Here is a 25934-nt window from a genome sequence, read left to right as displayed (position 1 = left end):
AAAAAAATTTTTCAAATGACTTCCAAGAAAACCAAGAAGATTTTTTTAAATCTTTTGATAGAATGCAGTCATTAATAAATCAAGATGATGTTTTATCAAACTCCATTATTGAAGACGTTAATATTATTAGTAATGTAATGGACTCAATAGAAGAGATAAGAAAATTAGCAGATCAGATAAAGGTTTATTCTCTTAATGCCATTATTATAGCTTCAAAGTATGGTTCCGGCGGTAAGGCTTTTGGAGAAATATCTAAAAATATCATAAAAATGTCAGAAACTTCTAACGAACAAGCTGACCAGATGAATAGAATAGGGCAGGAATTATTCGTACAATTTGATAAGTTTAAAGATGAGATATTAAAAACTAATGAGATGCAAAGAAGAAGCTTTAATATAATGAGAGAGCAATTAGATAAAGAGCATAATAATATGGTTAATTCTTTTGCTACTTTTTCTAATATGATTTCTGATATAATATCAAGAGTAGACAATAGCTATGATTATATATTTGAAGTGATGATGATACTTCCGCAAGAAGATATTATTAGACAGCAAACGGAACATATAATAGAGTCTATAAAACATATTGTAGAAGAGAATAGAAAGTTTATAGATGCTTATGGAAAGGAAGTGGTTGCTATAAATAATGCAGCAGAATTGGAAAACAATGAGTCTTTGGAGCATAAATTATTGGATTTGCTTACTTTTGATGATGTTGTTTTGAGTTTAATAATAGAGAATTTTAAATCCATACACAAAGAAATTTTAGATAATAATGCTCGTATAAATGATAGTTTAAAAGGATTAAAAGAGAGTTTGCTTGATATATCATCAGATAGAAACACAATAGTTGAATATATGATAGGTGCTCAATCAGGTAAATCAGAGTTTCCTTTTAGTGTATCAGATTCTATATTTAATGAATATTTAGGTTTTATTAAGCTTTATTTAGACAATTTTAAATTATTTTTAAGCAATAAACATAGAATATCAGATAATAATGCTGGTATAATAGATTCAATAGAAGAGCTTGAGAATATGTTTTTAGAAACAAAAAATATTGCTAAAGCATTTAACTCTATTAACTTCTTAGCTAAGATAGAATTAGAGAAAAATAGCGATATATTTAGTGATTCTCAAACATTTTCTATGGTCAGTGTAGAATCTATAGCTACAAACATTACAGATACTGTAGATGTTTGTTTAGAGAAATTTGAAAATATCAAGACTACAATATTTAGTGCTATTAATAAGTTTAAATTTAATATCAATCAGCAGTCTATAGAAAACTCATTTATAGAATCTATGATGGATAATATTTACAAACGTTTGGAAGAGTCTAAAGCTATTATAGAAGATAATATTAAGGGTTTAGATACACATGCCAAAGAATTATTTAATTTAATAGAAAAGACTTTAATAGATTTAAGTTCTTTAACGACTCTCTTAACGAAGATTAATGAGATAATGGAAGTATTTAATAAGATGCGAGATATTATCAGAAACAAAAAAAATGAATATTATAAGACTTTAAACATAGAGAATTGGAAGATAGAAAGTGATAAATATATGGAAATAGTAAATTATTATACTATAAAGAAAGAAAGAACTATAGCGAACAGTATTTTATCTGGAGATGAGACATTAAATGTCGATATTAACATAGAAGAAGGTTCGGATAGTGGAGATTTTACATTATTTTAGGAGGTATTTATGTCTGTTATACAAATAGACGAAAATCTTAATATAAGAACTATGAGCAAATATTTTAAGAATGTTATAAAGGCAGCTAATTATAATGAAGATACAACAATAAAATTTCCAGAAGGCAGTCATTTAGATTTGGCTGGCTTACAAATATTGTATTCTATAAAAAAAGAACTTGATAAAAATCAAAAAAAACTTATAGTAGAAGGGTTGGATAATTCTTTTACAGAATATTTAAATATGGCAAATAAATAATTAATATATAAATTTAATGAAAAAATAAGAGGTTAAATGTATGGCTAAAACAATACTAATAGTAGACGATTCAAATACTGCTAGAGCATCTGTTGAGTATACTTTAAAGAAGGGGAGTTATGATGTAATTTCTGCTGATGATGGTACTACTGGATTAGAAGCTGTAAATAAGGCTTCTAATATTGATATGATCATTACAGATTTAAATATGCCTAAGATGGATGGTATAGAGTTTATTAAGAATGTTAGAAAATTTGATAAGTATAAATATACTCCTATACTTATGCTTACAACAGAATCTCAAGATGATAAGAAGATGGAAGGTAAAGCAGCAGGAGCTAGCGGTTGGTTAGTAAAACCTTTCAACCCTACACAGCTTTTAGATGTTGTTAAACGTTTTTTAAATTAATGTTTAATTTTTGTGTAGTAGTATATAATAAATCAGAGGTTATATATGTTTGATAGTGATGAATTTATTTCGATATTTTTGAGCGAGGCTAATGAGATAGTTGAAGGGCTTGAAAACGATTTAGTTTTGCTCGAGGATAATAAAAGTGATGAAGACCTTTTAAATAAAATATTTAGAAGTGCCCATACTTTAAAATCTTCTGCTGGTACTGTTGGTTTCACTACTATGAGTGAGCTAAACCATGTTGCAGAAAACTTATTGGAGAAGGTAAGAAGCGGCAAATTGGATGTTACACCGCAAATGATTACCGTTTTACTAGAGTTCTTAGACACTGTAAAACTTATGCTTCAAAATATAGTAGATGGTGTAGGTGAAGCAGATGGTGTTACAAATATAGAAAGCTTAAAAGCTAAAATAAAAGCTATAGCTGAAGGAAATGATATAAGTACTGTATCTGTAGAGAAAAAAGAAGAAGCTCCTAAAGTAGAAGAAAAACCTAAAGAAGAAGAAAGTAAAGCATCTTCTTCAAATAATATGTTTCATATTGAAATGATATTTAAACCTAGTATTTTTGACAATGGTATAGACCCTCTTATGTTTTTAAATGACCTTAAAGCTATAGGTACTATTAGTAATTTAAAAATAGATATTAGTAATTTACCTGCTATATCTGATTTAGAAGATCCATACGCTTGTTACACTCAATTTTCATTAGATGTTGAAACTTCTTCCACAATAGAGCAAGTTCAAAATATATTTTTATTTGTTATAGATGATAATGACATTAATATTACTGAGAAAATAGAAGAGAAAGAAGAAGAGGAAGTTAAACCTGTTGAAGAAAAGGTAGAAGAAAAAGCCGAAGAAAAGCATGAAGAAGAGAAAAAAGAAGAAGTTCATGATGATAAGTCTAAAGAAAATAAGGCAGTTCCTGCTTCTAAACCTACAGGAACTAAGGTTCAGGCTCCTTCTACTGTAAGAGTTGATATAAGAAAATTGGACAGCTTGATGAACTTGATTGGAGAGTTAGTTATAGCACAATCAAGAATAATGCAGCTAACACAAAACTTAGACATAGATAATGGCTTAAAAGAAGCAGTTAGTTCTATGGACAGAACCTCAAGACAAATACAAGAAGAGGTTATGAATATAAGAATGATGCCTATAGGTCCTATATTCACACAATTCCATAGATATGTGAGAGACCTTAATTTGGAATTAAACAAAGAAGTAAAATTAGTTCTTAAAGGTGAAACTACAGAGATAGACAAAAATATGTTAGAGCAGTTATCTGACCCTCTTAAACATATTATTAGAAACTCTATGGACCATGGTATAGAAAAAACTAAAGAAGAGAGAATTGCAAGAGGAAAGCCTGAATATGGTACTATTACAATGTCAGCAGCTCACCAAGAGGGACATGTTGTTATAGAGGTGTCTGATGATGGTAATGGTTTAAATAAAGAAAAAATATTTAACAAAGCTGTAGAGAAAGGCTTATTATCAAAAGACGGCAATTACTCTGATGCTGAAATATATAGAACAATATTTAGCCCAGGTTTATCAACAGCAGAAAAAGTTACTGACATATCTGGAAGAGGTGTTGGTATGGACGTTGTTAGGGCTAATGTTGAAAAGATGAAAGGAAAGATTGAGATAAAGAGTGCTGAGGGAGTTGGAAGCACATTTATTATTAAACTTCCTTTAACTTTAGCTATTATAGAGGGTATTACTTTTGCTATAGGTGAGCAAATTTATGTAATGCCTTTAATATCTATCATAGAGCAGATAAAAATAAAAAGCGATCAGGTTAAGCCTTTTGAGGGCAAAGGGGAGATGATAAAAATCAGAGATGAATATTTACCTCTCATAAGACTTCACAAGGTATTTGAGATAGACACTCAAGTTAATGAGATAGATGATGGTATTGTTGTAGTTGTTGAGGCAGGATATAGAAAATGTGCTATATTTGTAGATGAGTTACTTGATCAGCAGCAGGTTGTTATTAAGTCTTTAGATTCTGCTTTCAGCAAGCATGCAGGAATTGCTGGAGGTACTATACTTGGAGATGGTAGAATAGCTCTTATTATAGATATACAGGGACTTGTTAATATATCTTTACAGAATAAAGTTAATAATGGCGTTAAATAATAAAGGATTTTAATATGTTGGATAATCAAAAAATTAATGCTAGTGAAATAGCACAGATTGGCGGTGTGGGTATAGGGGCAGAAGAGAATGCTTCCACAGAGCCAAGTCAGCAATTTCTTGTTTTTAAGATAGATAACGAAGAATATGCTCTTGATGTGCTAAGTATAGAAGGTATAGTTGGTGTTACTACTATTACTCCTGTACCTGGAAGTCCTAAGTATATGAGAGGGCTTATTAATTTGAGGGGTAATATTTTACATATAGTTGATATAAGAATGCGTTTCGGGCTTGAAAGAAGAGATGACCGTTCTATAGAAAATGATGTTATTATAGTAATATCTACTTCCAATAGAAGATTTGGCATACTTGCTGATATGGTTTCTGATGTTATTACTGTTTATGAAAGTCAGATGACTGCTACTCCTATTGCTAATGTAAGCGGTTTACAGATATCTAATGTTATTAGACTTGAAAATAAGATTATTATGGTTCTTCCTATAGAGGATATAGTAAAATCTAATGATGATATAAATAAGACCATAGTTTGAGGTTTTTTATATGAGTGAATTAAATCTTGCACCTTTAACAGACAGTGAGTTTAATGAATTAGTTAGAATTATTTATGATAAAACTCGTATACAAATGTCTGAACATAAAAGAGCTTTAGTTACTTCTAGAATAAGTAAAAGAATTAGAGCTTTAAACATGTCTTCTTTTAAAGAATATATAGACTATTTGAAAGGTGCTCCTGATGAAGAGGTTACCAATTTTATTAATGCTGTTACTACAAATAAAACCGACTTCTTTAGAGAAAATAAACATTTTGAATATATGAAAAGTACTTTTCTTCCAAATTGGGAAAAAAGTTATAAAGAAGGAAAGGTTAATAATTTAAGAATATGGTCTGCTGCTTGTTCTACAGGTGAGGAGCCTTATACTATTGCTATGACACTTCATGATTATTTTGGAGAGAGATTTAGTCATTATGATATAAAAATTTTAGCAAGCGATATAGATACTAATGTGCTTGCACATGCTTATGCTGGTATATATAAAGAGGAAACAGTAGAAACTATTCAAACTAATACTTTAAAAAAATATTTTCTTAAAGGCACTGGAAATAATGCAGGTCTTTATAAAGTAAAAAATATTTTGCAAAAATGTATATCTTTTAGACAGCTTAATTTTAAAGATGAAGATTTTGATATACATACTAAGTTTGATTTAATATTTTGTAGAAATGTAATAATTTATTTTGATAAAGAGTTTCAAAAGGAATTATTTAATAAATTTTATAGATATATGAAAGATGATAGTTATGTATTTATAGGGCATTCTGAAACATTGTTTGGTATTTCAGATTTGTTTAAATATATTTCTAGCAATATCTATAAAAAGATTTAATTGCGGGGTTTGATATATGTTAGATTTTCCATCAGCTGCCAACAGCAATTTTAAAAGAATAACAATATATATAGGCGGTTATTATGCCTCTAGACAGCCTGCGGTAATAAAAACAGTTTTAGGAAGTTGTATTTCGGTTTGTTTATTTGAGAATAATTTGAAATTTGGAGGGATGAATCACTTTATGCTCCCGGAGATGAAGGAATGGGAGAATCCTGAAGATGATTATAATTATACTAGATATGGTCTTTATGCTATGGAGGTGCTAATAAACGAAATAATTAAACTTGGAGGAAAAAAGGCTAATCTTACTGCTAAAATATTTGGAGGCGGACACGTTTTAACTGGAATGACTAGTAATGTGCTTCAAGTACCAGATAAAAATATTAGATTCGCTAGAAAATTTTTAGCTGATGAAAATATCCCTATTATTAGTGAGGATGTTGGGGGCTCTTGGCCTAGAAAAGTGTTTTTTTTCAATACTGAAAATAGAGTGCTTATGAAGAAGATTGAAGGTAAAACTAAAGAGTTCTCTGCTGAACAAGAAATTAAGTATTCTAAAAACTTACAACAAAAAATTGAAGAGAAATCTGATATTACATTATTTTAACACAAGGAAAACATTATATGGCTAATAAAATTAAAGTTTTATCTATTGATGATAGTGCATTAATAAGACAACTACTTACAAAAATTGTTAATTCTGACCCTGATTTGGAAATGGTTGCCACTGCTGCTAACCCCATACTTGCAGAAGCTAAATTAAAAACTATAAAACCTGATATTATTACTTTAGATATAGAAATGCCTGAGATGGATGGTATTACTTATCTTAAAAAACTTATGATTAATAATCCTATTCCTGTAATAATGTTTAGTTCTTTGCTTGATAAACATAGAGAGTTGGCATTAGATGCTTTAAATATTGGTGCTTTTGATTATGTTATTAAGCCTTCTGCTAATGTAAGGGGCGGCGTTGAAGAATTAGCTACAGATTTAGTTGAAAAGATAAAAAATGCTTACAACAACAGAGCTAAGTTTTATAAAAAGCATGGTGTGGCTATGCCTACAGAGAGTACTACTAATATTACTCATAATAGAGTTGTGGTAGAAGCTCCTAAAACTTCTGGATTTAAAGTTTATCCAAAAAATAATGCTGATATTATACTCCCACTTGTACCTTCTAGAGAAGTTGCTATGGATAAAATTATACTTATAGGCTCTTCTACAGGCGGTACTGAGGCTTTGATAGAATGTTTAAAAAATGTTACTCCTTCTGCTCCTCCTATAGTAATAGCTCAGCACATGCCTGAACATTTTACTACTTCATTTGCTAGGAGATTAAATACTGTATTAAAAATAGAAGTTTTTGAATCTGAAGATGGTATGAGTATAGGACGCGGTCAGGCTGTACTTGCAAGAGGCGGAAAGCATACTATGATAAAAGTTAAAAACGGAAAATATTATATTGAAGTTGTAGATGGTGAACCTGTTACTAGACATAAGCCTTCTGTAGATGTACTTTTTAGAAGCGGTGCTGTATATGCTAAAAATAAAGCTATAGGTATCATACTTACTGGAATGGGTGATGATGGTGCTAATGGTATGAAAGAAATGAAAGATGCTGGTGCTTATAATATTGCTCAAAACGAAGAAACTTGTACTGTTTTTGGTATGCCAAGAGAAGCTATTGCTAGAGGCGGTGTAGATGAGATACTTCCGCTTGATAGAATATTAGCTGCTGCTCTTAAAAAAGCATAAAAATTATATGAATAACGACATATATGATTATATAAATAAATGGGTGGGTAATACCACCGTTTATCCAAGATATAAAATTGATAAAGCTTTAGATTTTGTAACTAATATTATAAATAACAATAATGTATCTATAATTGCCACTGGGGCTAAAAGAAACAATACTAATGTTAGTTATATGGAGTATCTTAATTTATTTTTAATAGCTGATAGTAATAGCAAAGATACTAGAGTTTTTAAAAAAGATATTTCAAAGATATTAGAAAAAGAAAATATAGAATATAATGATATATTAGATTCTCTTATTATTGTTTATGATAAAGAAAAGATTGTATTAAGACCAAGTTTTAAAGTTGAAGAAGAGAATAAAAAGATAGAAGGTGCTTTAATTACTTCTTCTGACGGAGAGAATAATATATATTATCCCAAATTAGACAATAAGAATTTTGATAAAAAAGAATATGAATGTAAAGATAATTTTATCAATTTAATTAGAATATTCAAATACATATTTCAAAGTTTCAATGGCGAGATAAAAGAGTTAAATGAGTTTAATTATGAGCTTATTGAAGCTTTGGTATGGAATATACCTAATGAATATTTTAATTTTAAAGATTATGATGATGGATTATTAAAATCTATAAGTTATTTATATGATAAAATTTCCTCTGAAGATTATATTGAACTTTCTGAGATTAATGATATTAAGGTTTTATTTTCAACTAAGAATAATATTAACAGAAAAAATGTATTAATAGCATTGTATAAACTAAGAAAATACATAGAAGAGAATATGTAAGAGGTTTTTTTGAAAATATTATCCACTTACAAAAAATAACCAGTAAAGCTCTATAAAATTAGTGAATTCAAAAAATATATTTCATGTGATAATAATTAATATTTACAAATAATTAAAATAAGTATATATTATTAATTCAATATGCACTTTGGAGAAAACAAAAAATGAAAATATTAGGTATAGATACTTCCTGTGATGATACTTCCGTTGCTATAGTGGAAAATGGAAACAATGTTTTATCATCAGTATTAAGTTCTTCTATAGATGCTCATAAAGAGTTTCAAGGTGTAGTTCCGGAGATAGCGGCAAGAAAGCATTTGGAAGCTATACTTTATGTAATAGATAAGGCATTAAAAGACGCTGACACAACATTAGATGATATAGATTTATTTGCTGTTACAAATCGCCCTGGACTTTTAGGCTCTCTTCTTGTTGGGGTTGGAAGTGCTAAGGCTTTGGCTTTTTCTCTTAATAAACCATTATTGGCATTAGACCATATAGCAGCACATATCTATTCACCTCATCTTACAAACAATATAGAGTTTCCATATATAGCGTTAGTTGTTTCAGGAGGGCATACTATTATTACAGAGGTTCATGATTATGGCGAGTATAAAGTTGTAGGCACTACTTTAGATGATGCGGTAGGTGAGGCTTATGATAAGGTTTCTAAATTTTTAAATCTTGGTTATCCGGGCGGACCTATTATAGACAAGCTTGCAAGAGAAGGGGACAAAGAAGCGATAAAATATCCTATTGTACTTCTTAATGGAGTTGATGAGTTTAATTTTTCTTATAGCGGACTTAAAACAGCTTGCGTATATTCTACACAAAAATATTTACAAAAAGGTTATGAGCCTACAAATGAAAATATAGCTGCTGCTTTTCAAATAAGTGCAATAGAGCCTTTATATATAAAAACACTTAAATATGTTGAAAAAAGCGGCATAAAGAGAGTTACATTATCTGGGGGAGTGGCATGCAATAGTTATTTGCGTGAAAGGTTTGGAAACTCTAAAGACTTTGAATGTTATCTTCCTGCTTTAAAATATACTACAGACAATGCTGCTATGGTTGCAGGGCTTGCATACTATATGAAAGATAAAGAAGAGTTTGCTGATTATGCTTTGGACTGCTCTTCTAGGGTTTTAAATAAAAAGTATAATAAAAATAAAAGCATAAAAAACTAATATATTTAGGAAATAAAAATGAACAGCAAAGAAAATCAATATTTCTACAGTGCTTTAAATAATATTAATAAAAAAGAATATGATAAGGCTATAGATGATTTATTAAAGGTTATAGAATTAGATGAAAAGAATTTAGATGCTTATTATAATTTGGCTGCAGTTTATTACGATATAAAAGATTATGATAATGCTATAAAAACTTATAATAAATCTATAGAAATATATCCGCATGACTTTGATATTTATTATAGTAAGGCTCAAATATATTTAGAGAAAAATGAAATAGAAAAAGCAATAGAAGATTTAGAAAAAGCAATATCTTTAAATAAAGCTTATTCTGATGCTTATTATTTACTTGCTGTTTGCTATAGAAGACAAAAGAAATACAAAACAGCACTTAAATATTTAAAAGAAACTTTGAAATATAACAGTGAAGATTATATTGCTTATTATGATGTTTATAGAGTATATAATATTTTTATAAAGCATGAAAAAGATAATGAGAAAAAAGAAAAATATGAAAAGCTCTCTCAAAAATATTTAAAAAAATCTGCTGATTTAGGTTATGATAAGGCTTTAGAAATATTAAAAGATTAATTATTTATAAGAATATCCATTAGCTTTGACTGCATATCTATATTGTTGTTTAAATCATTGCTTTCTAATTTTGTTTGAAATGTTAAGTTGGTAGAGTTATTATTTTTTGAGAGGATATATATATAATCACCAAGTATCAAAGCTTCTGATATATCATGCGTAACATAGATAATAGTTTTATTTGTTTTTGTTTGTATGGTTTTAATTATATCTAATAATTCTTTTTTTCTTTTAATATCCTGACCTTGTAATGGTTCGTCCATTAGTAAGAAGTCTGAATTATAGGCTAATGCTCTTGCTAATGATAATCTTTGTTTCATCCCTCCGCTAAGCTCATTTAGTTTGCTATGTATATTATCAATGAGGTTAGTTATAGTTAATGCTTCTTTTATAGTTTTATCTATCATGTTTTTATTTTTGATTTTGTCTTTTAAAATATAATTAATATTATCATATACGTTTAAATGATTTAATAATCTTGGCTCTTGATACACAAAAGAGGGGCTATCAATTTTTTTAGCAATTATATTAAGCAGAGAAGTTTTTCCGCATCCTGATGAGCCTAATATAATATTTATTTTATTTATGTGCAGACTAATGGAGAAGTTTTTAAATATTATATTATCATTGTATGAAAGATTTATATTCTTTATTTGCAAAACGTTATCAATTATTTCTTTATCATCACAAATCATTTTGAAGCCTCATTATAATTTCAAATATAATATTAAATATAATTGCAATCAAACAATATGCAAACAAACTAACAGTGTTTAAATATAAATGAGATTCATATAGTTTTGTGCCAAGCCCTAATGTTGGGAGAGTCATAATTTCTGAAGCCAATACGCTTTTCCAAGTCATACCCATTGATTGCGATATTGAAGTGAGTATATATGGTTTTATTGATGGTATATATAAATTTATTAATTGATTTTTAAAAGACACATTATAAGAGTTTGACATTTCTATAAGATTTTTATCAATGTTTATAATGCCGTTTACTACAGCATCATATATTATTGGAAATATTACAAATAAAGATACAAATATAGGCACTAAATTATTATTAAACCATAATACTGCTATTAAAATAAGAGGTATGGTTGGAATTGTTCTAATAAAGTTTACAATGGGCATTAAAATATATCTAACACTTTTAAATATACCAGCAATTATTCCTAATGTTATCGCAAGTAAAAATGAAAGCACAAAAGTAATTATTACTCTCATGAATGTATATAACAAATTAGAATAAAAATCTTTTTGTGATATGATATTTATTAAATCTAAAAAAATCTTATCTATACTTGGGAAAATAATTTCAGAATTAATTTTTAGAGAAATAAAATTCCATATAACTATGAATAATATTATGCCTATAAAAAAATATATAATCTTTTTTTTATTGTTGTTTTTTTTCATGTCTTAAATATGTTGAATTATTATTTAATTTTTTTAATGATACTAGAAAAAAATAAATTGTCAAATTGTATTGATTGTATTTTTTATACTCGTTCTATAAAATGTTTTTTGTATTTGTTCCAATAAACATCATAAACTCTTGTTTTATTATCATCTAAGTTTAATTGATACATTCTAAAAGTTACTAATATATTTTTTGGCTGCCATAGTTCTTCATAACTATATTTATAATGCATGCCGATTTTTTTCATTACTTCTCCGCTTGCAATATTATTTATATCATGTGTTGCTGTAATATATTTGATATTATTATTTTTTAATTTCTCTACAACTTTTTTTGAAGCTTCTGTTATTATGCCTTTGTTCCAATATTCTTTTTTAAGTCCGTATCCAAAATCATTACTATCATTATTGTTTTCAAAATGTATATAGCCTATTGGAATATCATCTTCTTTTAAGCAAACGGCATATCTATAAAAATTGTTATTATCATTTGTATCTAAATAAAATTTTTGCATATGGCTTTTAGTTTCTTCTATGCTTGTAAAAACAAACCAAGGAAGATATTTATTAACTTCTTTGTCTGATAGAATACTAAATAATGCTTCAGTGTCATTGATGTTAAATTGTCTTATTATGAGTCTTTCTGTTGTAATCATATTTTTTTTATAAAAGTTAAAAATAAAAGGGCATACAATAATATTGCAAGCCCTTATTAATTATAATATCTTAAAATTATTTGTTAATTTTTCCTAAAAGTTTCTCAGCAATAGCACGTCCTGTAGGAGTGTTAGCAAGCCCACCTTGAGCAGTTTCTCTAAATCTTTCATCCATACCATCAGCAACTTCTTTCATCGCCATAACAACCTCATCAGCAGGAATAACACTTTTAAATCCAGCACAAGCCATCTCAGCACAAACTATAGCATGAACAGCCCCCAAAACATTTTTACTCATACAAGGCACTTCAACGAATCCAGCAATAGGGTCGCAAACAAGCCCAAGTATAGCAGATAAAGATAAAGCAAAAGCATGAGCACACTGTTCAGGAGTTCCTCCCATAATCTCAGCACAAGCACAAGCCGCCATAGCAGAAGCACTACCGCATTCAGCCTGACAACCTCCACCCGCTCCTGCAAATGTAGCAAGCTGAGCAATAATATCAGCAAGTCCTCCAGCTGTAAACATGGAATGAACTATATCTTCTTTTTTGTATCCTCTGTTTTCGCATACGGTAAGAACCGCAGGCATTATTCCACAACTTCCTGCTGTTGGTGCTGCTATAATTTTACCCATACAAGCATTATATCCGCTAACTGCCATAGCTGCTGTTACTACTTCTCCTATGGTCTCTCCTAATATGCTCTTTTTGTTTTTGTAAAATTTTTCTACTATTTCAACACAGTCCTCTTGAAGTCCTGTTACAAAATTAAATTTATCTTTTTTGCCATTTATTACAGATTCTCTCATAATATCATAATAGCTAGACATCTGTTCTATTACTTTATTCCTATCAACTTTTTGACTATTAGCTTCTATATCTATAACTATATCACTAATTTTTTTGTTTTGTTCTGTAGCTGTAGCAACTAATGATTCAATAGATTTTATATCCATAATTTATTTTCCTTTTTTATATATTATTAATATAATTTATCTAAAAATACAAAATCTCTTATATTTTCTATTTTTCTAATTCTATCTTCTATTTCTTTTGATATAACATCAGTCATACCAATAACTATGATGGCATATCCTTGATTAGGACCTTCAAATTGAGGAGTAACATTCATATTTTCTATGTTAATTCCATTTTCAAAAATGATAGAAGTAACTTTAGCAATAATTCCAGGTACATCTTTATTAACTATAGCTATAGTAGGGAAGTCTCCTTTGTAATGCACTTCTATACCATTTACTTTATCTAATACAATAAGTCCTCCGCCAATAGATGAAGCTAAAATATTTGCCTCATTATTTTGACCTTTTACTTCTATATAAACACTGTTAGGGTGAAAAGCTTCTCTTAATGTAGTTGGTATAAATTCAAATTTAAGATTATTTTCTTCAGCTAGTTTATAACTATCTCTAAGCTGAGTGTCATAAGTTTCATATCCTAAAAGACCAGCCAAAATAGCTTTATCAGTACCATGACCTTTCCAAGTGAGAGCAAAAGAACCATGTAAATATATTTTTGCCTCTTTTACATCTTCACCCAAAATTTTTTTAGCTAGTTTACCTATACGGCAAGCTCCTGCCGTGTGTGAACTAGAAGGTCCTATCATTACAGGTCCTATTATATCAAATAAAGTTGCCATAAAATTAGCCTCCATTTTTATATATATAATTTAACATATTCAATATATTTTAGATATATATTTTGTTAACTTTTTTTATTTCAAACAAAAAAAATAAATAAAATATTAGAATTATTACTTTTTATAATATTGTTTTTTATGAAAAAATAATAAAAATTATATTTAATTTTTAAAATATTTAATATTATTTAAACATAATAATATTATAAACAATATATTATGTTTAAATATATTGATTATATTACCGATAATATATGCAAGTGAACAGAATATTATAAAATTTTTATGTTTACTAAATTATGTATATATATCCCAAAGAAAGAGGCAATATTAAATGTCAGTGAAGCAAATTTCAGATCAAGAAATATTATCAATGTATTTAAATTATGAGTCAATGGAAAAAGGATTGTCACAAAATACGCTAGAGTCTTATAGGAGAGACATAGTGATATATCTAGATTTTCTAGGCAGAAATAAGAAAACAATATTAAAAGCTACTAGAAAAGATATAGAAAAGTTCTTGAGTGAAAGAAAAGAGCAAGGTTCAAAATCTAGAACAGTTGCAAGAAATAAAGTAAGTATAGTTAATTTGTATAAATTTTTGGTAATGGAAAATTATATTTCTAAGAACCCTACTGATAATTTAGAGGTAATACGTTTAAAAAGAGTGTTGCCTGAATCTTTAACTACAGAAGAGGTTGATGATTTATTGTCTGTGCATAATGAGAAAACAGATAAGGGGTTAAGAGATAAGGCTATATTTGAACTAATGTATTCTTCTGGGCTTAGAGTTAGTGAAATTTGTTCATTAAAAATAGAAGATATATTCTTTGATGAGAAGTATTTAAAAATTTGCGGTAAAGGTAAAAGAGAGAGAATAGTTCCTATTAATGATAAAGCTTTAGATATTTTAAAAAGATATATTCAAACTAGCAGAGTAGTGATGGTTAAAGGTAAAAAGACTAGTGAATTATTTTTAAACTTTAGAGGAGATAAAATTTCTAGAGTAGGTATTTGGAAGATAGTAAAAGAGGCAATGAAAAAAAGTGGTATAGAGAAAAATGTTTATCCTCATACTTTAAGACATAGCTTTGCCACACACCTTATTCAGCATGGTGCAGATTTAAGGTCTGTTCAGAGAATGTTGGGGCATTCTGATATTACTACAACCGAAATATATACACATGTGGATTCTACGCATTTAAAAAAGCAAATTGCTAAACACCCTAAATATACAAAGCATACTAGACAAAACAGCTAAAAAAATAAAATAATAATTGGATACAACTTTATATGAAAAAAAGCATAATAGCAACTACAATTCTGTTACTTATAGCAACTTCTCTTATACTTCTTACTTTTGGTATAGGAGAAAGGCTTACAATAATTAATTATAATAATAATTTACAATATGCGATAGAAGAAGATGGTAATAATAGAAAAACGCATAGAATAGATATGTATAATCCAGATTCTCTTACTTTAGTTCATAGTAAACCTATATTTAATGAATATAATTTAGCTGTAGATTTAGATGATTTTTATGTAGATGAAGATATAAGCGTGAGAGAAGATATAGACCTTTTTAGTCAGGAATTATTATTGAGTGATGAGGAGATGAGTAGCGGAATGCCGAATCCTAATGTACTTCCTGCCATGGTATTTTCTGGAAATACTACTGATAAAACATCAGATAGATTAAGCAAGGCTATAGAAGGTGCTATTGTTAATTCTAAGAAAAGAGAAGCTCCGCGTGTTTCTATAGATTTATCTAAGATATCAGTATTTAGATATGAGCCTGTGGTTATAAATGCTTCTATTTATACAGAGGACAAAGTAGAAAATTTAAGTGTTTATGTAAGATATAAGAAAGATAAAAGTGTTAGAAAGAATGTTGATGATAGATATCCTATTAATGTATTTAAAGTAAAAAATGCAGAGTATAAAGCAACTTATTTACATCCATTTGGAGGCGATTTGGGCGAATATCAGGCGGTTGTGCTTGTACAGACGAAAAGCGGAGTTTATGGTTATACAAAAGATTTTACTGTAAAGGGAAGACAATCTCCGCCTGCTAGAGAGACTAAAAAGATAACAACATTAGAATATGCTATAGATTTAACTACTAAAAAAATTCCTAATTTAGAAACAGGAGCACTAACAGAGGATTATAATGCCATATACGATTGGGTTCGCTATATGAAATGTGATACTTTGTGGGTAATAGGAGGACAGACTACTGGTTGGACTGGCGGTATTACGCCTGATAAACCTTGGGCACCTGCTATGATTAAGAATGTTGAGAACCTAGCTGCTTCAAAATCTAAGGGTAATGTTGAGCTTGGTGCTTATGTTATGAGTTATTTTGCAGCTGGTGGCGGGCACAGAAAGGGCGGATACGAAGTTTCTGTTGGATATAATTCCAGCACTAAAAGCTTAGTTGAAAGTAGGCATATTTCTTTGGGTGACCCTAAGAGAGTGCAGGATATTATAGACATATTAAAAAGATATGATGCTAATCCTAATATATCATATATTGGTTTGGACTTTATTAGAACTGGCGAAGTTGATGGTTATGAGTTAGTTGATGAGATGGTAGAACTTACTGGAGTTTATACTCCTGCTAATTGGTCTACTATGAACAAAGCTGCTCGTATGCGTTGGCTTGCTGTTAATAGAGGAAGAAAGGAAATAGGATTAAAATGGAGATGGTATAGAGCTCATAAAGAATCACTTATTATAAAAGCAATAAAAGATTCTGGAATAAAGAAAAAATTATGGGCATTTACTTTAGGTTGGAATCATGGACAAGAACATGGACAAGATCCTTATATGTTCTTTGATGCGGGTATTGATTATGATGCTGTTATGATATATGAGGCGAGCCGTCCTCAGCATGTTGGTATGCTTACCGCTTGGCCTAGATATTTGTCTGGTGAGTATAATGTTTTAGTTGGTAATATGATTGATAATAGGCTTCAAGATGGTAGTTTGAGACCTGAGCTTGAATATATGAGAAGAGTTTATGAATCTGAGGCTAAATTTAATAGAAGCAGCAGAATAAGAGGTATATTCTTCCATGATGTATCAAGAATGTTATGGTCTAAGTTTAGAGGTCCTAATACTATAAAAGAATGGGCTAATATTAATGCTTCAATAGTTTCTAGAATAGAGGAGAAATATTCTGAAAACCCATTCAATGTTACTGTGAAACTTGATGAAAGAAACAGAACAGGAGTACTTACTATAGTTAATAGAACTTCTAGAAGACTTAATAATGTTAGAATTAAAACTGATTTATCTCAGGCATTGGCTGCTATTGTACTTGATAAAGAAGTTGTTACAATAGATGCCGGAGCTTCAGTAGAAATAGGATTTAGATATTCTTATGGCAGAAGCAGATATTCTTCGCTTATGTCTTTTAGAGTTATGTCAGAGTCAGGCGAAGAGAATGTAGCTGTTGCTTATACTCTTCTTAATTCACTTAGAGTAGTTGAGCCTAAAAAAGAAGAAGTGGAAGAAAAGCCTGCTATTGTAGCTAAGGGCGAAGAAAGTAATAACGAAAAATCAGTAAATGACAATTAATTAGAATATAATTAAAGGAGTCTTTTTAAAGGCTCCTTTTTTTATTCATACTTAAATAATTATATTTTTTAAATTTTGAATTTTTGAATATCGCTATTAATTTTTTATAATACAAAATATTAGATTTATTTCAAAACTTTTTAAAATATTTTATAATAATTTTACAATTTTGATTCTATTGACAAAAAGTAAATTTATAACTAATATAAAACAATTCAAAAAAGGAATTCAAATATGTTAAAAAGGCTGCTAGTTTCATCTTTATTATTAATACCTTTATTTACTATAAGCTGCAAAAATTTGAAAGATACGATAGAAGAAAATATTATAGGAATAGATAAAACTTATGCAGGTATTTGGAATGTTGATGAAACTCCAAATGTAAGTGATGTTAATTTTTCAGGTTCTTATATTATAATAAAAGAAGATGGTTCTATGGATTTCTATTTTGGGAAAGTAAATAAAACCTTTAATTTTTCTTCAGTCCAAATATTAAAAGTTAAAAATGGTTATATAGCTGTATATAATGAAATATATGATAATAATGGTACTATAGCATCAAAAGAACATTTGCTTGAGATGAGTTTTGAAGAGATAAATAATAATGATATGACATTTTCTTATGCAGCAAACATAACTTATACTGTTAAAGAAAATAATGTAGATACAGCTATAAAAGGTGTTTTTATTAAGCAAGCAGAGTAAAAGTTTAATATAAAATTATTAAAAGGACGTTAGTAAAAGTTTACTTTTTTATTTATGAAATATGAAAGATAAAATTAATATAAGCAATGAAAACTTTAATGTATCAATAGCATTATACAGACCAGAGATTCCTTCTAATACGGGTAATATAGGAAGGCTTTGCGTGGGGTTAAACATATCGCTTCATATAGTATCAAAACCATCATTTATACTAAGTGCTAAAGAGATTAGAAGGGCAGGGCTTGATTATTGGGAAAAATTGAACCTAATAAAACATGAAAATGAACATACATTCTTAGAATATTGTAAAGAGAACAATAAAAGAATAGTGCCTATATCTAAGTTTGGGCATATCCGCTATGATGAGTTTAATTATAGTGATAATGATATACTTTTGTTTGGAAGGGAAAGCACTGGTTTAAGAGAATCTATATGGGAAAATGATGCTGCTAACTCTGTATATTTACCTATGAGTGATGATATACGCTCTATAAATGTATCAAATACTGCTGCTATAGTTTCTTATGAGGCATTTAGACAATTATGCTTAAATAAAAATATTTAAACAGCTTTTTTTATAGTTTTTTCTTTTTCTTCATCATACAATTTAAATACAACGCTTATCTCGGTTCCAACATTTTCTTCACTTTTTACATGTATATCAGCGTTATAATTATTGCATATATTTTTTACTATTGTTAGTCCAAGCCCCGTTCCATTGACTTTAAGGTATTTGTTGTTTTTTACCCTAAAAAATCTTTCAAATATTCTGTTTAAATACTGCGGGGCTATTCCGCAGCCTGTATCTTTTACTGTAAAAATTGCTTTATCTTTATCTGTGCTTAAAATAATTTTTACATTTCCGCCGTCATCTGTGTATTTAATAGCATTATCCACAAGGTTATTAACAACTTCTGTTATTTTTTCTTTATTAGCCATTATAAAAGCAGATTCTATATTTAAGTCTATTGTAATATCTCTTTTTTGTGCTTTTAATTTATTGCTGTCATAAACATTAAGTATTATTTCTTTTATATCCATTTTCTCATCTATAGTCTCTTGCCAATTAGCCTCTATTCTGCTCAATGTAAGCATATCCATAACTAACTCTTTCATTCTCAATGCTTCTGTATTTATTCTATTTACAAAATCATTTAACTTCTTTCCTCCTCCTGTAGCTAGTAAAAGTTCAGAGTAACCCAAAATAGAAGTTAAAGGTGTTTTTAATTCATGAGAGGCATTAATAAAAAAGTCTTGTTTTTCTATTTCTAATTTTCTAATATCTGTAACATCTTCAAATTTTATTAAAGCGGATATATTTTCATTATTGCGTATTGGTATAATTGTAATTTCTATATCCATATTATGTTCTTTTGAATCAAACTTTGAAAACCTTCCTAATTCTATAGCATTATCTATCTTTTTTATTACATTTTCATCTTTTATTATCTCATTTAAATTATTAACCGTTTTATCTCCAATATCCAAAAAATCTATAGCAAATTGATTAATAAAAAATATCTCTTTTTTCTTATTAACAGCAATAATTCCCTGAGCAATATTCTCTAATACATAATTAAGTTTTTCTTTTTCAGTCTGATATGCTATGATATTATTATTCAAATCAACAGCAACTTCATTAATATCATAAATTATATTGTTAACATCATTAAACCCCGTAAGGTTTTTAGGTGTAAGTGAGCGGTTATTATATATATTATCCAGTGTCTCTTTAATAATATAAAAAGGGTTCATAATGTTTCTAGACATTATAGGCAGTACAAAGGCCATTAGTATTACAACAATAGTTATCACCATAACAGCTGTAAATAAAAATGTAGTTAAATACTTATTAATAGAATCCATAGGAATAGATACTCTTAATATATAATCAACAAAGTCATCAGATTTAATTTTTTTGGAAGCGTATATATATGGTGTTTTTTGACTAATAGAAGTGCTTATTGAAAAAGAAGGCTCATCGTTTGTATTATGCAAGGCTTCTATAACATCGCTTCTATTATTATGGTTTCCGAGAGTTGTTTTTGCTGTGTCGCTTAAAGTATCTGCAATAACTATACCGTTTGTAGATATGATGCTTATTCTCAATTCTTCTTTATCTGATTGCAATACAAAATTTTTAAAATCATCTTCTGTTTTTATATCATATATATTAATTTCTCTTTGAAGCATATCTATGATATTAACAATCATTACTCTGCTGTACATAATATTATTATACTGCACTGTAAAGAGAATTCCTATAAACATTAAAGCACTTGATAATATAAGAATTAATAATGATTTTAAAAATATATTTCTAATCATAAAATAATTAAATTTCTATTAATTTATATCCCATTCCTCTAATAGTAATAATATTTTCTTTTTTTAAATCTAATTTTTGTCTAATAGATTTAATATGCATATCAATAGTTCTAGTTTCCATAGAATGTTCTACTCCCCAAACCTCTTCAAGCATCATCTCTCTATCTACAACATTATTAGCATTTTCCATAAGCAGTTTTAATAAGTCAAATTCTTTTTGTGTAAGTGAAACCTGCCTATCATTAACATATACAACTCGTTTTTTTACTATTAGTTTAATCTCACCAAATGTCAATTCTTCTGTATCTACTCTCACATCTTTTTTTCTCAAATTAGCTTTAATTCTAGCTATGAGTTCTAATACAGAGAAAGGTTTTGGTATATAGTCATCAGCACCTAAATTAAGCCCAGTAACTATATTAATTTCACTAGATTTTGCTGTAAGCATTATAACTTTTATAGGTAAATGAGCATAATCAGTTCTTATTATTTTTAATATATCAGTACCTTCCATATCTGGAAGCATAATATCTAAAAGTATTAAACTAGGTATATTATTTTTTAAAGCTTCAAGCATATCTTTACCATTACTGAAGCATTCTATATTAAATCCAGCTTCTTCAACAGTGTACTTAATTAAATCTCTTATGTTATCATCATCTTCTACAGAATAAATAAGTTCTTTTTCCATAAAATTTACACTCTTTTATTATAATTTTATTTTTTTGTATTATATATTTATTTTGTTCAATATACAAGTGTTTATCAATGCAAAAAAAAGAAAAAACTTTATTTTATATTTTATAAATATTATATTGTATTTTTGTTATATATAATTAGGTAATAATTATTACATTAAATTTAATTAACTCTTTTTTATATTCTATAATGATAAAATAAAAATATATCATTGCTATATTTTTTATTTATTGTATAATATTGTCAAATTATTTAATATAGGTCTATAAAGAAAATAGGAGATAAATATATGCCACCAAGATCAAAATTGGGTGAAATACCTAGGCAAGAAATGCCACAAAGAAGTGCTGAAGAGCGTAAAAAGGATTTTAAAGAAGTTCCTTTAGGATATACAGAAGAACAAGCTTATACTGAATCATTAAGATGTTTAGATTGTAAAGTTCCGCATTGTATGGAAGGCTGTCCTGCTAAGGTGAAAATACCTGAGTTTATAGGACTTATAGCTGAAAAGAAATTTTTAGAAGCAGCTAAAAAAATAAAAGAAACTAATGCATTACCAGCAGCTTGCGGAAGAGTTTGTCCTCAAGAAACTCAATGTGAACAAAGATGTGTTGTTGGTAAGAAATTTGAGCCTGTTGCTATTGGTAAGTTAGAGATGTTTGTTGCTGACTATGAAAGAAAACATGCTCAATATGACGGCTTAAAAGTAGAAAAAAACGGTAAAAAAGTATGTATTATAGGTGCTGGCCCTGCTGGATTAGCTTGTGCTGGAGACTTAATAAAATTAGGTTATGATGTTACAGTGCTTGAAGCTTTGCATACTATAGGTGGAGTACTTATGTATGGTATTCCAGAGTTCCGTTTACCTAAAGAATTAGTTGCTCACGAAGTAGAAAACCTTAAAAAAGATGGGGTTAATTTTAAAATAAATGAAGTTGCTGGTATATCTTTAGATTTCAATGAATTAAGAAAAGAATATGATGCTATATTCTTGGGTACTGGTGCTGGACTTCCTGCTTTTTTAAATATACCTGGTGAAAATTATTGCGGAGTTTATTCTGCTAATGAATATTTAACTCGTGTAAATTTAATGGGAGCATATAAATTCCCAGAGGTAGATACTCCTGTTATAAGGCATAAAAGAGTTGCTGTATTAGGCGGTGGTAACGTAGCTATGGATGCTTGCAGAACTGCTGTAAGGCTTGGTGCTGAAAAAGTATATATAGTTTATAGAAGAACAGAAAAAGAACTTCCTGCAAGATTAGAAGAAGTTCATCACGCTATGGAAGAGGGAGTTGATTTTAGATTCTTAAGAGCTCCTTTAGAAATTATTGCTGATGAGAATGATAATGTAAAAGCAGTTAGAACTCAAGTTATGGAACTTGGTGAAGCTGATGCAGATGGAAGAAGAAAACCTGTTCCTGTAGAAGGAAAAACTGAAGATATAGAAGTGGATGCTGTTATTGTTGCTATAGGTACTACTCCTAATCCGCTTATATCTAGAAAAGTGCCTGAATTACAAACTACTAAAAAAGGTACTTATGTAATAGATGAAGAAACAGGTGCTACTTCTGTAGAGGGTGTATTTGCTGGCGGTGATGCTGCTCGTGGAGCTGCTACTGTTATACTTGCTATTGGTGATGGTAAGAGAGCTGCTGCTGGTATACATAAATATTTATCTAAGTAAAAATATATCTATATAAATAAAAAAAGCCCAATGCATTTTGTATTGGGCTTTTTTATACTTAAAAAACAAACCTTTATTTCGATAATTAAAATAAAAATTATTTACTTGCAAATATATGTAAGTTTGTTTATACTTGAAATAATCTTTTTATATTAGGATTCTAATTATGAAATATTTAATATTGCATGGGCATTTTTATCAGCCTCCGAGAGAAAATCCATTTTTAGGAGAAATAGAAAAAGAGATAAGTGCCTCTCCTGCTCATGATTGGAATGAAAGAATAACTAATGAATGTTATAGTCCAAACGCTTATTCAAGAATATTAGACGGTTATGGAAGAATTACGGATATGTCTAATAATTATCAGTATATAAGCTTTAATTTTGGACCTACATTATTGGATTATATTGCTGATAAGAAGCCTGATTTATTACAAAGAATATTAGAAGCAGATAAACTTAGTATAGAAAGATTAGGATATGGTAATGCTATTGCCCAGGTTTATAATCATATAATTTTACCGCTTGCCAAAAAAGAAGATATGGTGGTGCAGATTAAATGGGGACTTTACAATTTTGAAAAATATTTTAAAAGAAAGTCAAAAGGAATATGGCTTTCTGAAACTGCGATAAATTTAGATGTTGTTGATGCTTTATGCGACTGTGGAGTTAAATTTACAATACTATCTCCATATCAGGCACATTATGTTAAGGGTATTACTCAGACTGATGTATCTGGAGCTAGAATAGACACATCAAAACCTTATTGGCTTTATGGTCATAATGGTAAGAGAATTGCTGTATTTTTTTATGACCCTTATATATCCAACGCCATAGCTTTTGAACATTTGCTTTGTTCTGCTGAGAAATTGGCTGAGAGAATAAGAAATGCTTATGGGGAGAGAAAGCTTGTTAATATTGCTACAGACGGCGAAAGTTATGGTCATCATGAGCCTTTTGGGGATATGTGTTTAGCTAGATATTTTCAAGATAATATTCACTATGATAATATTACGCCTACAAATTATGAGCATTATTTAAGTATATGTCCTCCTACTGAAGAGGTAATATTGCATGAAGGTGAAGGCAAAAGAGGTACTTCTTGGAGCTGTTCGCATGGTGTTGAGAGGTGGAGAAGTAATTGCGGATGCGGTGGTGATGGTGTTATTGACTTATCTTGGAGAAAAGGACTTAGAGATGCTTTCGATATACTTAGAAACATGCAAGACAAATTATTTGCATTATTTTTAAACTTTACAAATGAATCTAGAAACTCTATTAGAGAAGAATATGTTAGGGCTATATATAATGATTCTGATGCTAAAGATTTGTATGAAATATGTTCTAAATATATATCTTTTAAAGAGTTTATATTTTTAATGGAATCTTATAAATATTCTTTATTTTCTTATACTTCTTGCGGGTGGTTTTTTGAAGATGTTTCTAGAATAGAGCCTATTAAAAATATGCAATATGCTGAGAGATCTTTTCATTATGCTAGAATGCTTGTTAAAGATAAGAATGCTCCTTTTGTAGAAGAGGCTTATCAAGAATTTTTAAAAGCATTAGAAACTTCAATTAGCAATAAGAAAGAACATCATAGTGCTAGATATTTCTATGAGAAAAATGCTAAGATAGATTTATTTACTAAACTTTATATTATCAATCAGTTTATATTTAATTTAATTGCTAGTGATTATAAAGAAAAAGATATAAATATTTTTAAGCATAATATTAAAGCCACTCTAATAGATAAAAATCATATTGAAGGGGTAATGAGTGATAATATAACATCAGATTTATATTTTAAAGTTGACACTATTGAAGAAAATTATGAATTAAAAAACAATATCACTCTTTCTGAAAATAAAGATTGTAATGATAATTTAATATATACTATGCGTTTAAAAGATTTAAGTTCTGATATTAGAGATAGATTTGCAGACTATTTATTTAAAGAAGATATTTCTAAACTAGATGATATAATGCATAAAATATATCCTGAATATAAAACATTATTTAAATATTTTAATACAAATGATATTACTCCAGATTATGACTATAGAAGATTAATGGGAGCTATGGATTCTCCTATCTTAAGAGAGCTTATATTGTCAAAAGGAAGAGATGCTTATGATGAGGTATCTAAAGAATTAAAAGATGCTAGAAATGCTGGTATATTTATTTCTAATAGTGGTATATCAGAAGTTGTTGGCGAGAATATTAAAAATGCATTAAATGAGCTTTATGAAACAGGAAATGGAAAAATTATATTTGATTTACTTAGAGATATTAAGTTTTTATCAAATAATGATATGCCTATAGATAGAAATACTTATGAAAATATTTTTTATAAGATACTTCTAAAATATAAGGGGCTTCTCATAAGCTTTAATGAAGAAGAGAAAAAATTATTTATAGAGCTTGGATATTGGCTTAATTTTAATATGGATAATATTTAATTATTCGTATTATTTTTTAGCTTTATAGTTCCATTTACTAATGATATAACAACATCAAAAGAATTGTTAGTGTAGGAATGAATGTTAATTCTTATTACTTTGTTAGGGTCTATTGAACTTTTTGCTAGCTCAACATTTCCATTTTCTTTTCCAAAACTATTATGCTGAGTGATATAATATCCTTCATTCTTCCATAAATAATTAGCATACTTCACGCTATTATATAAAGCATTGGTATCATTTTTAAAAGTGTATATATAATTATCTTCAAACTTTTCTACTTTTGGTTTTATTTCTAACCCTATGATTTTATATACAGAAGATACTGTATCATTTCCTATTTTATAAAAAGTTTCATAATGAGTTTTGCAAGATGCAAATAAAAATAATATTAAAAAAAGTATTATATATTTAATTTTCATAAATTATTTTTTGCTATTATATTAGCTATAAC

Annotated in this window: 25 protein-coding genes; 17 read left to right on the top strand and 8 right to left on the bottom strand. The window is 28.5% G+C overall.

Going from position 1 to position 25934, the window contains the following annotated elements; genetic code table 11:
- The 11 genes from E6A48_RS01390 to E6A48_RS01340 all read left to right on the top strand — a co-directional run.
- A partial coding sequence (locus E6A48_RS01390; protein WP_219708212.1) for a chemotaxis protein occupies positions 1-1706 on the top strand: 1706 nt, incomplete at its 5' end.
- A 9-nt stretch (positions 1707-1715) separates the two neighbouring features.
- Entirely contained in the window at positions 1716-1964 is a 249-nt protein-coding gene (locus tag E6A48_RS01385; RefSeq protein WP_219708211.1) for an anti-anti-sigma factor, read from the top strand.
- Positions 1965-2004: 40 nt separating this feature from the next.
- Positions 2005-2373 (top strand): response regulator, encoded by a 369-nt coding sequence (locus E6A48_RS01380; RefSeq protein WP_157150117.1) that lies wholly within the window; start codon positions 2005-2007, stop codon positions 2371-2373.
- Between the two features lie 45 nt (positions 2374-2418).
- Positions 2419-4524 (top strand): chemotaxis protein CheA, encoded by a 2106-nt coding sequence (locus E6A48_RS01375; RefSeq protein ID WP_219708210.1) that lies wholly within the window; start codon positions 2419-2421, stop codon positions 4522-4524.
- A 14-nt stretch (positions 4525-4538) separates the two neighbouring features.
- Entirely contained in the window at positions 4539-5072 is a 534-nt protein-coding gene (locus E6A48_RS01370) for a chemotaxis protein CheW (RefSeq protein WP_219708209.1), read from the top strand.
- Between the two features lie 10 nt (positions 5073-5082).
- A complete protein-coding gene (locus tag E6A48_RS01365; RefSeq protein WP_219708208.1) occupies positions 5083-5928 on the top strand; it encodes a CheR family methyltransferase in 846 nt (281 codons plus the stop codon).
- Between the two features lie 16 nt (positions 5929-5944).
- Positions 5945-6538, top strand: a complete 594-nt coding sequence (locus tag E6A48_RS01360; protein WP_013243419.1) for a chemotaxis protein CheD — start codon at positions 5945-5947, stop codon at positions 6536-6538.
- A gap of 17 nt (positions 6539-6555) precedes the next feature.
- Positions 6556-7689, top strand: coding sequence for a protein-glutamate methylesterase/protein-glutamine glutaminase (locus E6A48_RS01355; protein ID WP_219708207.1), 1134 nt, complete (start codon positions 6556-6558; stop codon positions 7687-7689).
- A gap of 7 nt (positions 7690-7696) precedes the next feature.
- Positions 7697-8485, top strand: coding sequence for a nucleotidyltransferase-like protein (locus tag E6A48_RS01350; protein WP_219708206.1), 789 nt, complete (start codon positions 7697-7699; stop codon positions 8483-8485).
- 164 nt (positions 8486-8649) lie between these two features.
- The gene (tsaD, locus tag E6A48_RS01345) at positions 8650-9675 is read left to right on the top strand and encodes a tRNA (adenosine(37)-N6)-threonylcarbamoyltransferase complex transferase subunit TsaD (RefSeq protein ID WP_157142995.1); all 1026 of its coding nucleotides are present in this window, start codon (positions 8650-8652) and stop codon (positions 9673-9675) included.
- 18 nt (positions 9676-9693) lie between these two features.
- Complete coding sequence (locus E6A48_RS01340; protein WP_219708205.1) at positions 9694-10272, top strand: tetratricopeptide repeat protein; 579 nt, start codon at positions 9694-9696, stop codon at positions 10270-10272.
- Here the strand turns inward: E6A48_RS01340 and E6A48_RS01335 are convergent.
- The 5 genes from E6A48_RS01335 to sdaAB all read right to left on the bottom strand — a co-directional run bounded on the left by E6A48_RS01335 (position 10269) and on the right by sdaAB (position 14015).
- On the bottom strand, positions 10269-10967 hold the full coding sequence (locus tag E6A48_RS01335) for an ATP-binding cassette domain-containing protein (protein ID WP_219708204.1): 699 nt from the start codon (positions 10965-10967) through the stop codon (positions 10269-10271). The two genes, E6A48_RS01340 and E6A48_RS01335, sit on opposite strands and share 4 nt — an antisense overlap.
- The gene (locus tag E6A48_RS01330; RefSeq protein ID WP_219708203.1) at positions 10957-11697 is read right to left on the bottom strand and encodes an ABC transporter permease; all 741 of its coding nucleotides are present in this window, start codon (positions 11695-11697) and stop codon (positions 10957-10959) included. Before E6A48_RS01330 ends, E6A48_RS01335 begins: the two co-directional genes overlap by 11 nt.
- Positions 11698-11780: 83 nt before the next feature.
- Positions 11781-12356: a GNAT family N-acetyltransferase gene (locus E6A48_RS01325; protein WP_219708202.1), complete on the bottom strand. Its 576-nt coding sequence runs from the start codon at positions 12354-12356 to the stop codon at positions 11781-11783.
- 76 nt (positions 12357-12432) lie between these two features.
- Positions 12433-13314, bottom strand: coding sequence for an L-serine ammonia-lyase, iron-sulfur-dependent, subunit alpha (gene sdaAA / locus E6A48_RS01320; RefSeq protein WP_219708201.1), 882 nt, complete (start codon positions 13312-13314; stop codon positions 12433-12435).
- A gap of 26 nt (positions 13315-13340) precedes the next feature.
- The gene (gene sdaAB / locus E6A48_RS01315; protein WP_157142999.1) at positions 13341-14015 is read right to left on the bottom strand and encodes an L-serine ammonia-lyase, iron-sulfur-dependent subunit beta; all 675 of its coding nucleotides are present in this window, start codon (positions 14013-14015) and stop codon (positions 13341-13343) included.
- Positions 14016-14349: 334 nt separating this feature from the next.
- Between sdaAB and xerD the strand changes: the two genes are divergently transcribed.
- From xerD to E6A48_RS01295, 4 genes are all read left to right on the top strand, one after another.
- Positions 14350-15276: a site-specific tyrosine recombinase XerD gene (xerD, locus tag E6A48_RS01310; protein WP_014933434.1), complete on the top strand. Its 927-nt coding sequence runs from the start codon at positions 14350-14352 to the stop codon at positions 15274-15276.
- A 32-nt stretch (positions 15277-15308) separates the two neighbouring features.
- Positions 15309-17600: a hypothetical protein gene (locus tag E6A48_RS01305; RefSeq protein WP_219708200.1), complete on the top strand. Its 2292-nt coding sequence runs from the start codon at positions 15309-15311 to the stop codon at positions 17598-17600.
- A gap of 234 nt (positions 17601-17834) precedes the next feature.
- The gene (locus E6A48_RS01300) at positions 17835-18305 is read left to right on the top strand and encodes a hypothetical protein (protein WP_219708199.1); all 471 of its coding nucleotides are present in this window, start codon (positions 17835-17837) and stop codon (positions 18303-18305) included.
- Between the two features lie 61 nt (positions 18306-18366).
- A complete protein-coding gene (locus E6A48_RS01295) occupies positions 18367-18870 on the top strand; it encodes a tRNA (cytidine(34)-2'-O)-methyltransferase (RefSeq protein WP_013243406.1) in 504 nt (167 codons plus the stop codon).
- On the opposite strand, the gene E6A48_RS01290 is transcribed toward E6A48_RS01295, so the two are convergent.
- Both E6A48_RS01290 and E6A48_RS01285 read right to left on the bottom strand, forming a co-directional pair.
- Positions 18867-20633: a sensor histidine kinase gene (locus E6A48_RS01290; protein ID WP_219708198.1), complete on the bottom strand. Its 1767-nt coding sequence runs from the start codon at positions 20631-20633 to the stop codon at positions 18867-18869. The genes E6A48_RS01295 and E6A48_RS01290 overlap by 4 nt on opposite strands.
- Before the next feature lie 7 nt (positions 20634-20640).
- Positions 20641-21324 (bottom strand): response regulator transcription factor, encoded by a 684-nt coding sequence (locus E6A48_RS01285; protein ID WP_013243404.1) that lies wholly within the window; start codon positions 21322-21324, stop codon positions 20641-20643.
- Between the two features lie 297 nt (positions 21325-21621).
- Between E6A48_RS01285 and gltA the strand changes: the two genes are divergently transcribed.
- Together gltA and E6A48_RS01275 are read left to right on the top strand one after the other, a co-directional pair.
- On the top strand, positions 21622-23019 hold the full coding sequence (gltA, locus tag E6A48_RS01280; protein WP_219708197.1) for an NADPH-dependent glutamate synthase: 1398 nt from the start codon (positions 21622-21624) through the stop codon (positions 23017-23019).
- A 166-nt stretch (positions 23020-23185) separates the two neighbouring features.
- Complete coding sequence (locus E6A48_RS01275) at positions 23186-25480, top strand: DUF3536 domain-containing protein (RefSeq protein WP_219708196.1); 2295 nt, start codon at positions 23186-23188, stop codon at positions 25478-25480.
- On the opposite strand, the gene E6A48_RS01270 is transcribed toward E6A48_RS01275, so the two are convergent.
- Positions 25477-25902, bottom strand: a complete 426-nt coding sequence (locus E6A48_RS01270; protein WP_219708195.1) for a hypothetical protein — start codon at positions 25900-25902, stop codon at positions 25477-25479. The genes E6A48_RS01275 and E6A48_RS01270 overlap by 4 nt on opposite strands.
- Between the last annotated feature and the right edge of the window lie 32 nt (positions 25903-25934).

Source organism: Brachyspira pilosicoli, assembly GCF_019402445.1.
GTDB lineage: Bacteria > Spirochaetota > Brachyspiria > Brachyspirales > Brachyspiraceae > Brachyspira > Brachyspira pilosicoli_B.
This window is presented reverse-complemented; position numbering and strand designations above follow the sequence as displayed.

Coding starts and splice junctions, on each gene's coding strand:
- E6A48_RS01380 (WP_157150117.1), top strand. CDS start 2,005: ATGGCTAAAACAATACTAATAGTAGACGATTCAAATACTGCTAGAGCA.
- E6A48_RS01325 (WP_219708202.1), bottom strand. CDS start 12,356: ATGATTACAACAGAAAGACTCATAATAAGACAATTTAACATCAATGAC.
- gltA (WP_219708197.1), top strand. CDS start 21,622: ATGCCACCAAGATCAAAATTGGGTGAAATACCTAGGCAAGAAATGCCA.
- tsaD (WP_157142995.1), top strand. CDS start 8,650: ATGAAAATATTAGGTATAGATACTTCCTGTGATGATACTTCCGTTGCT.
- E6A48_RS01365 (WP_219708208.1), top strand. CDS start 5,083: ATGAGTGAATTAAATCTTGCACCTTTAACAGACAGTGAGTTTAATGAA.
- E6A48_RS01275 (WP_219708196.1), top strand. CDS start 23,186: ATGAAATATTTAATATTGCATGGGCATTTTTATCAGCCTCCGAGAGAA.
- xerD (WP_014933434.1), top strand. CDS start 14,350: ATGTCAGTGAAGCAAATTTCAGATCAAGAAATATTATCAATGTATTTA.
- E6A48_RS01285 (WP_013243404.1), bottom strand. CDS start 21,324: ATGGAAAAAGAACTTATTTATTCTGTAGAAGATGATGATAACATAAGA.
- sdaAB (WP_157142999.1), bottom strand. CDS start 14,015: ATGGCAACTTTATTTGATATAATAGGACCTGTAATGATAGGACCTTCT.
- E6A48_RS01270 (WP_219708195.1), bottom strand. CDS start 25,902: ATGAAAATTAAATATATAATACTTTTTTTAATATTATTTTTATTTGCA.
- E6A48_RS01350 (WP_219708206.1), top strand. CDS start 7,697: ATGAATAACGACATATATGATTATATAAATAAATGGGTGGGTAATACC.
- E6A48_RS01385 (WP_219708211.1), top strand. CDS start 1,716: ATGTCTGTTATACAAATAGACGAAAATCTTAATATAAGAACTATGAGC.
- E6A48_RS01335 (WP_219708204.1), bottom strand. CDS start 10,967: ATGATTTGTGATGATAAAGAAATAATTGATAACGTTTTGCAAATAAAG.
- E6A48_RS01360 (WP_013243419.1), top strand. CDS start 5,945: ATGTTAGATTTTCCATCAGCTGCCAACAGCAATTTTAAAAGAATAACA.
- E6A48_RS01305 (WP_219708200.1), top strand. CDS start 15,309: ATGAAAAAAAGCATAATAGCAACTACAATTCTGTTACTTATAGCAACT.
- E6A48_RS01375 (WP_219708210.1), top strand. CDS start 2,419: ATGTTTGATAGTGATGAATTTATTTCGATATTTTTGAGCGAGGCTAAT.
- E6A48_RS01295 (WP_013243406.1), top strand. CDS start 18,367: ATGAAAGATAAAATTAATATAAGCAATGAAAACTTTAATGTATCAATA.
- E6A48_RS01370 (WP_219708209.1), top strand. CDS start 4,539: ATGTTGGATAATCAAAAAATTAATGCTAGTGAAATAGCACAGATTGGC.
- E6A48_RS01355 (WP_219708207.1), top strand. CDS start 6,556: ATGGCTAATAAAATTAAAGTTTTATCTATTGATGATAGTGCATTAATA.
- E6A48_RS01330 (WP_219708203.1), bottom strand. CDS start 11,697: ATGAAAAAAAACAACAATAAAAAAAAGATTATATATTTTTTTATAGGC.
- sdaAA (WP_219708201.1), bottom strand. CDS start 13,314: ATGGATATAAAATCTATTGAATCATTAGTTGCTACAGCTACAGAACAA.
- E6A48_RS01340 (WP_219708205.1), top strand. CDS start 9,694: ATGAACAGCAAAGAAAATCAATATTTCTACAGTGCTTTAAATAATATT.
- E6A48_RS01300 (WP_219708199.1), top strand. CDS start 17,835: ATGTTAAAAAGGCTGCTAGTTTCATCTTTATTATTAATACCTTTATTT.
- E6A48_RS01290 (WP_219708198.1), bottom strand. CDS start 20,633: ATGATTAGAAATATATTTTTAAAATCATTATTAATTCTTATATTATCA.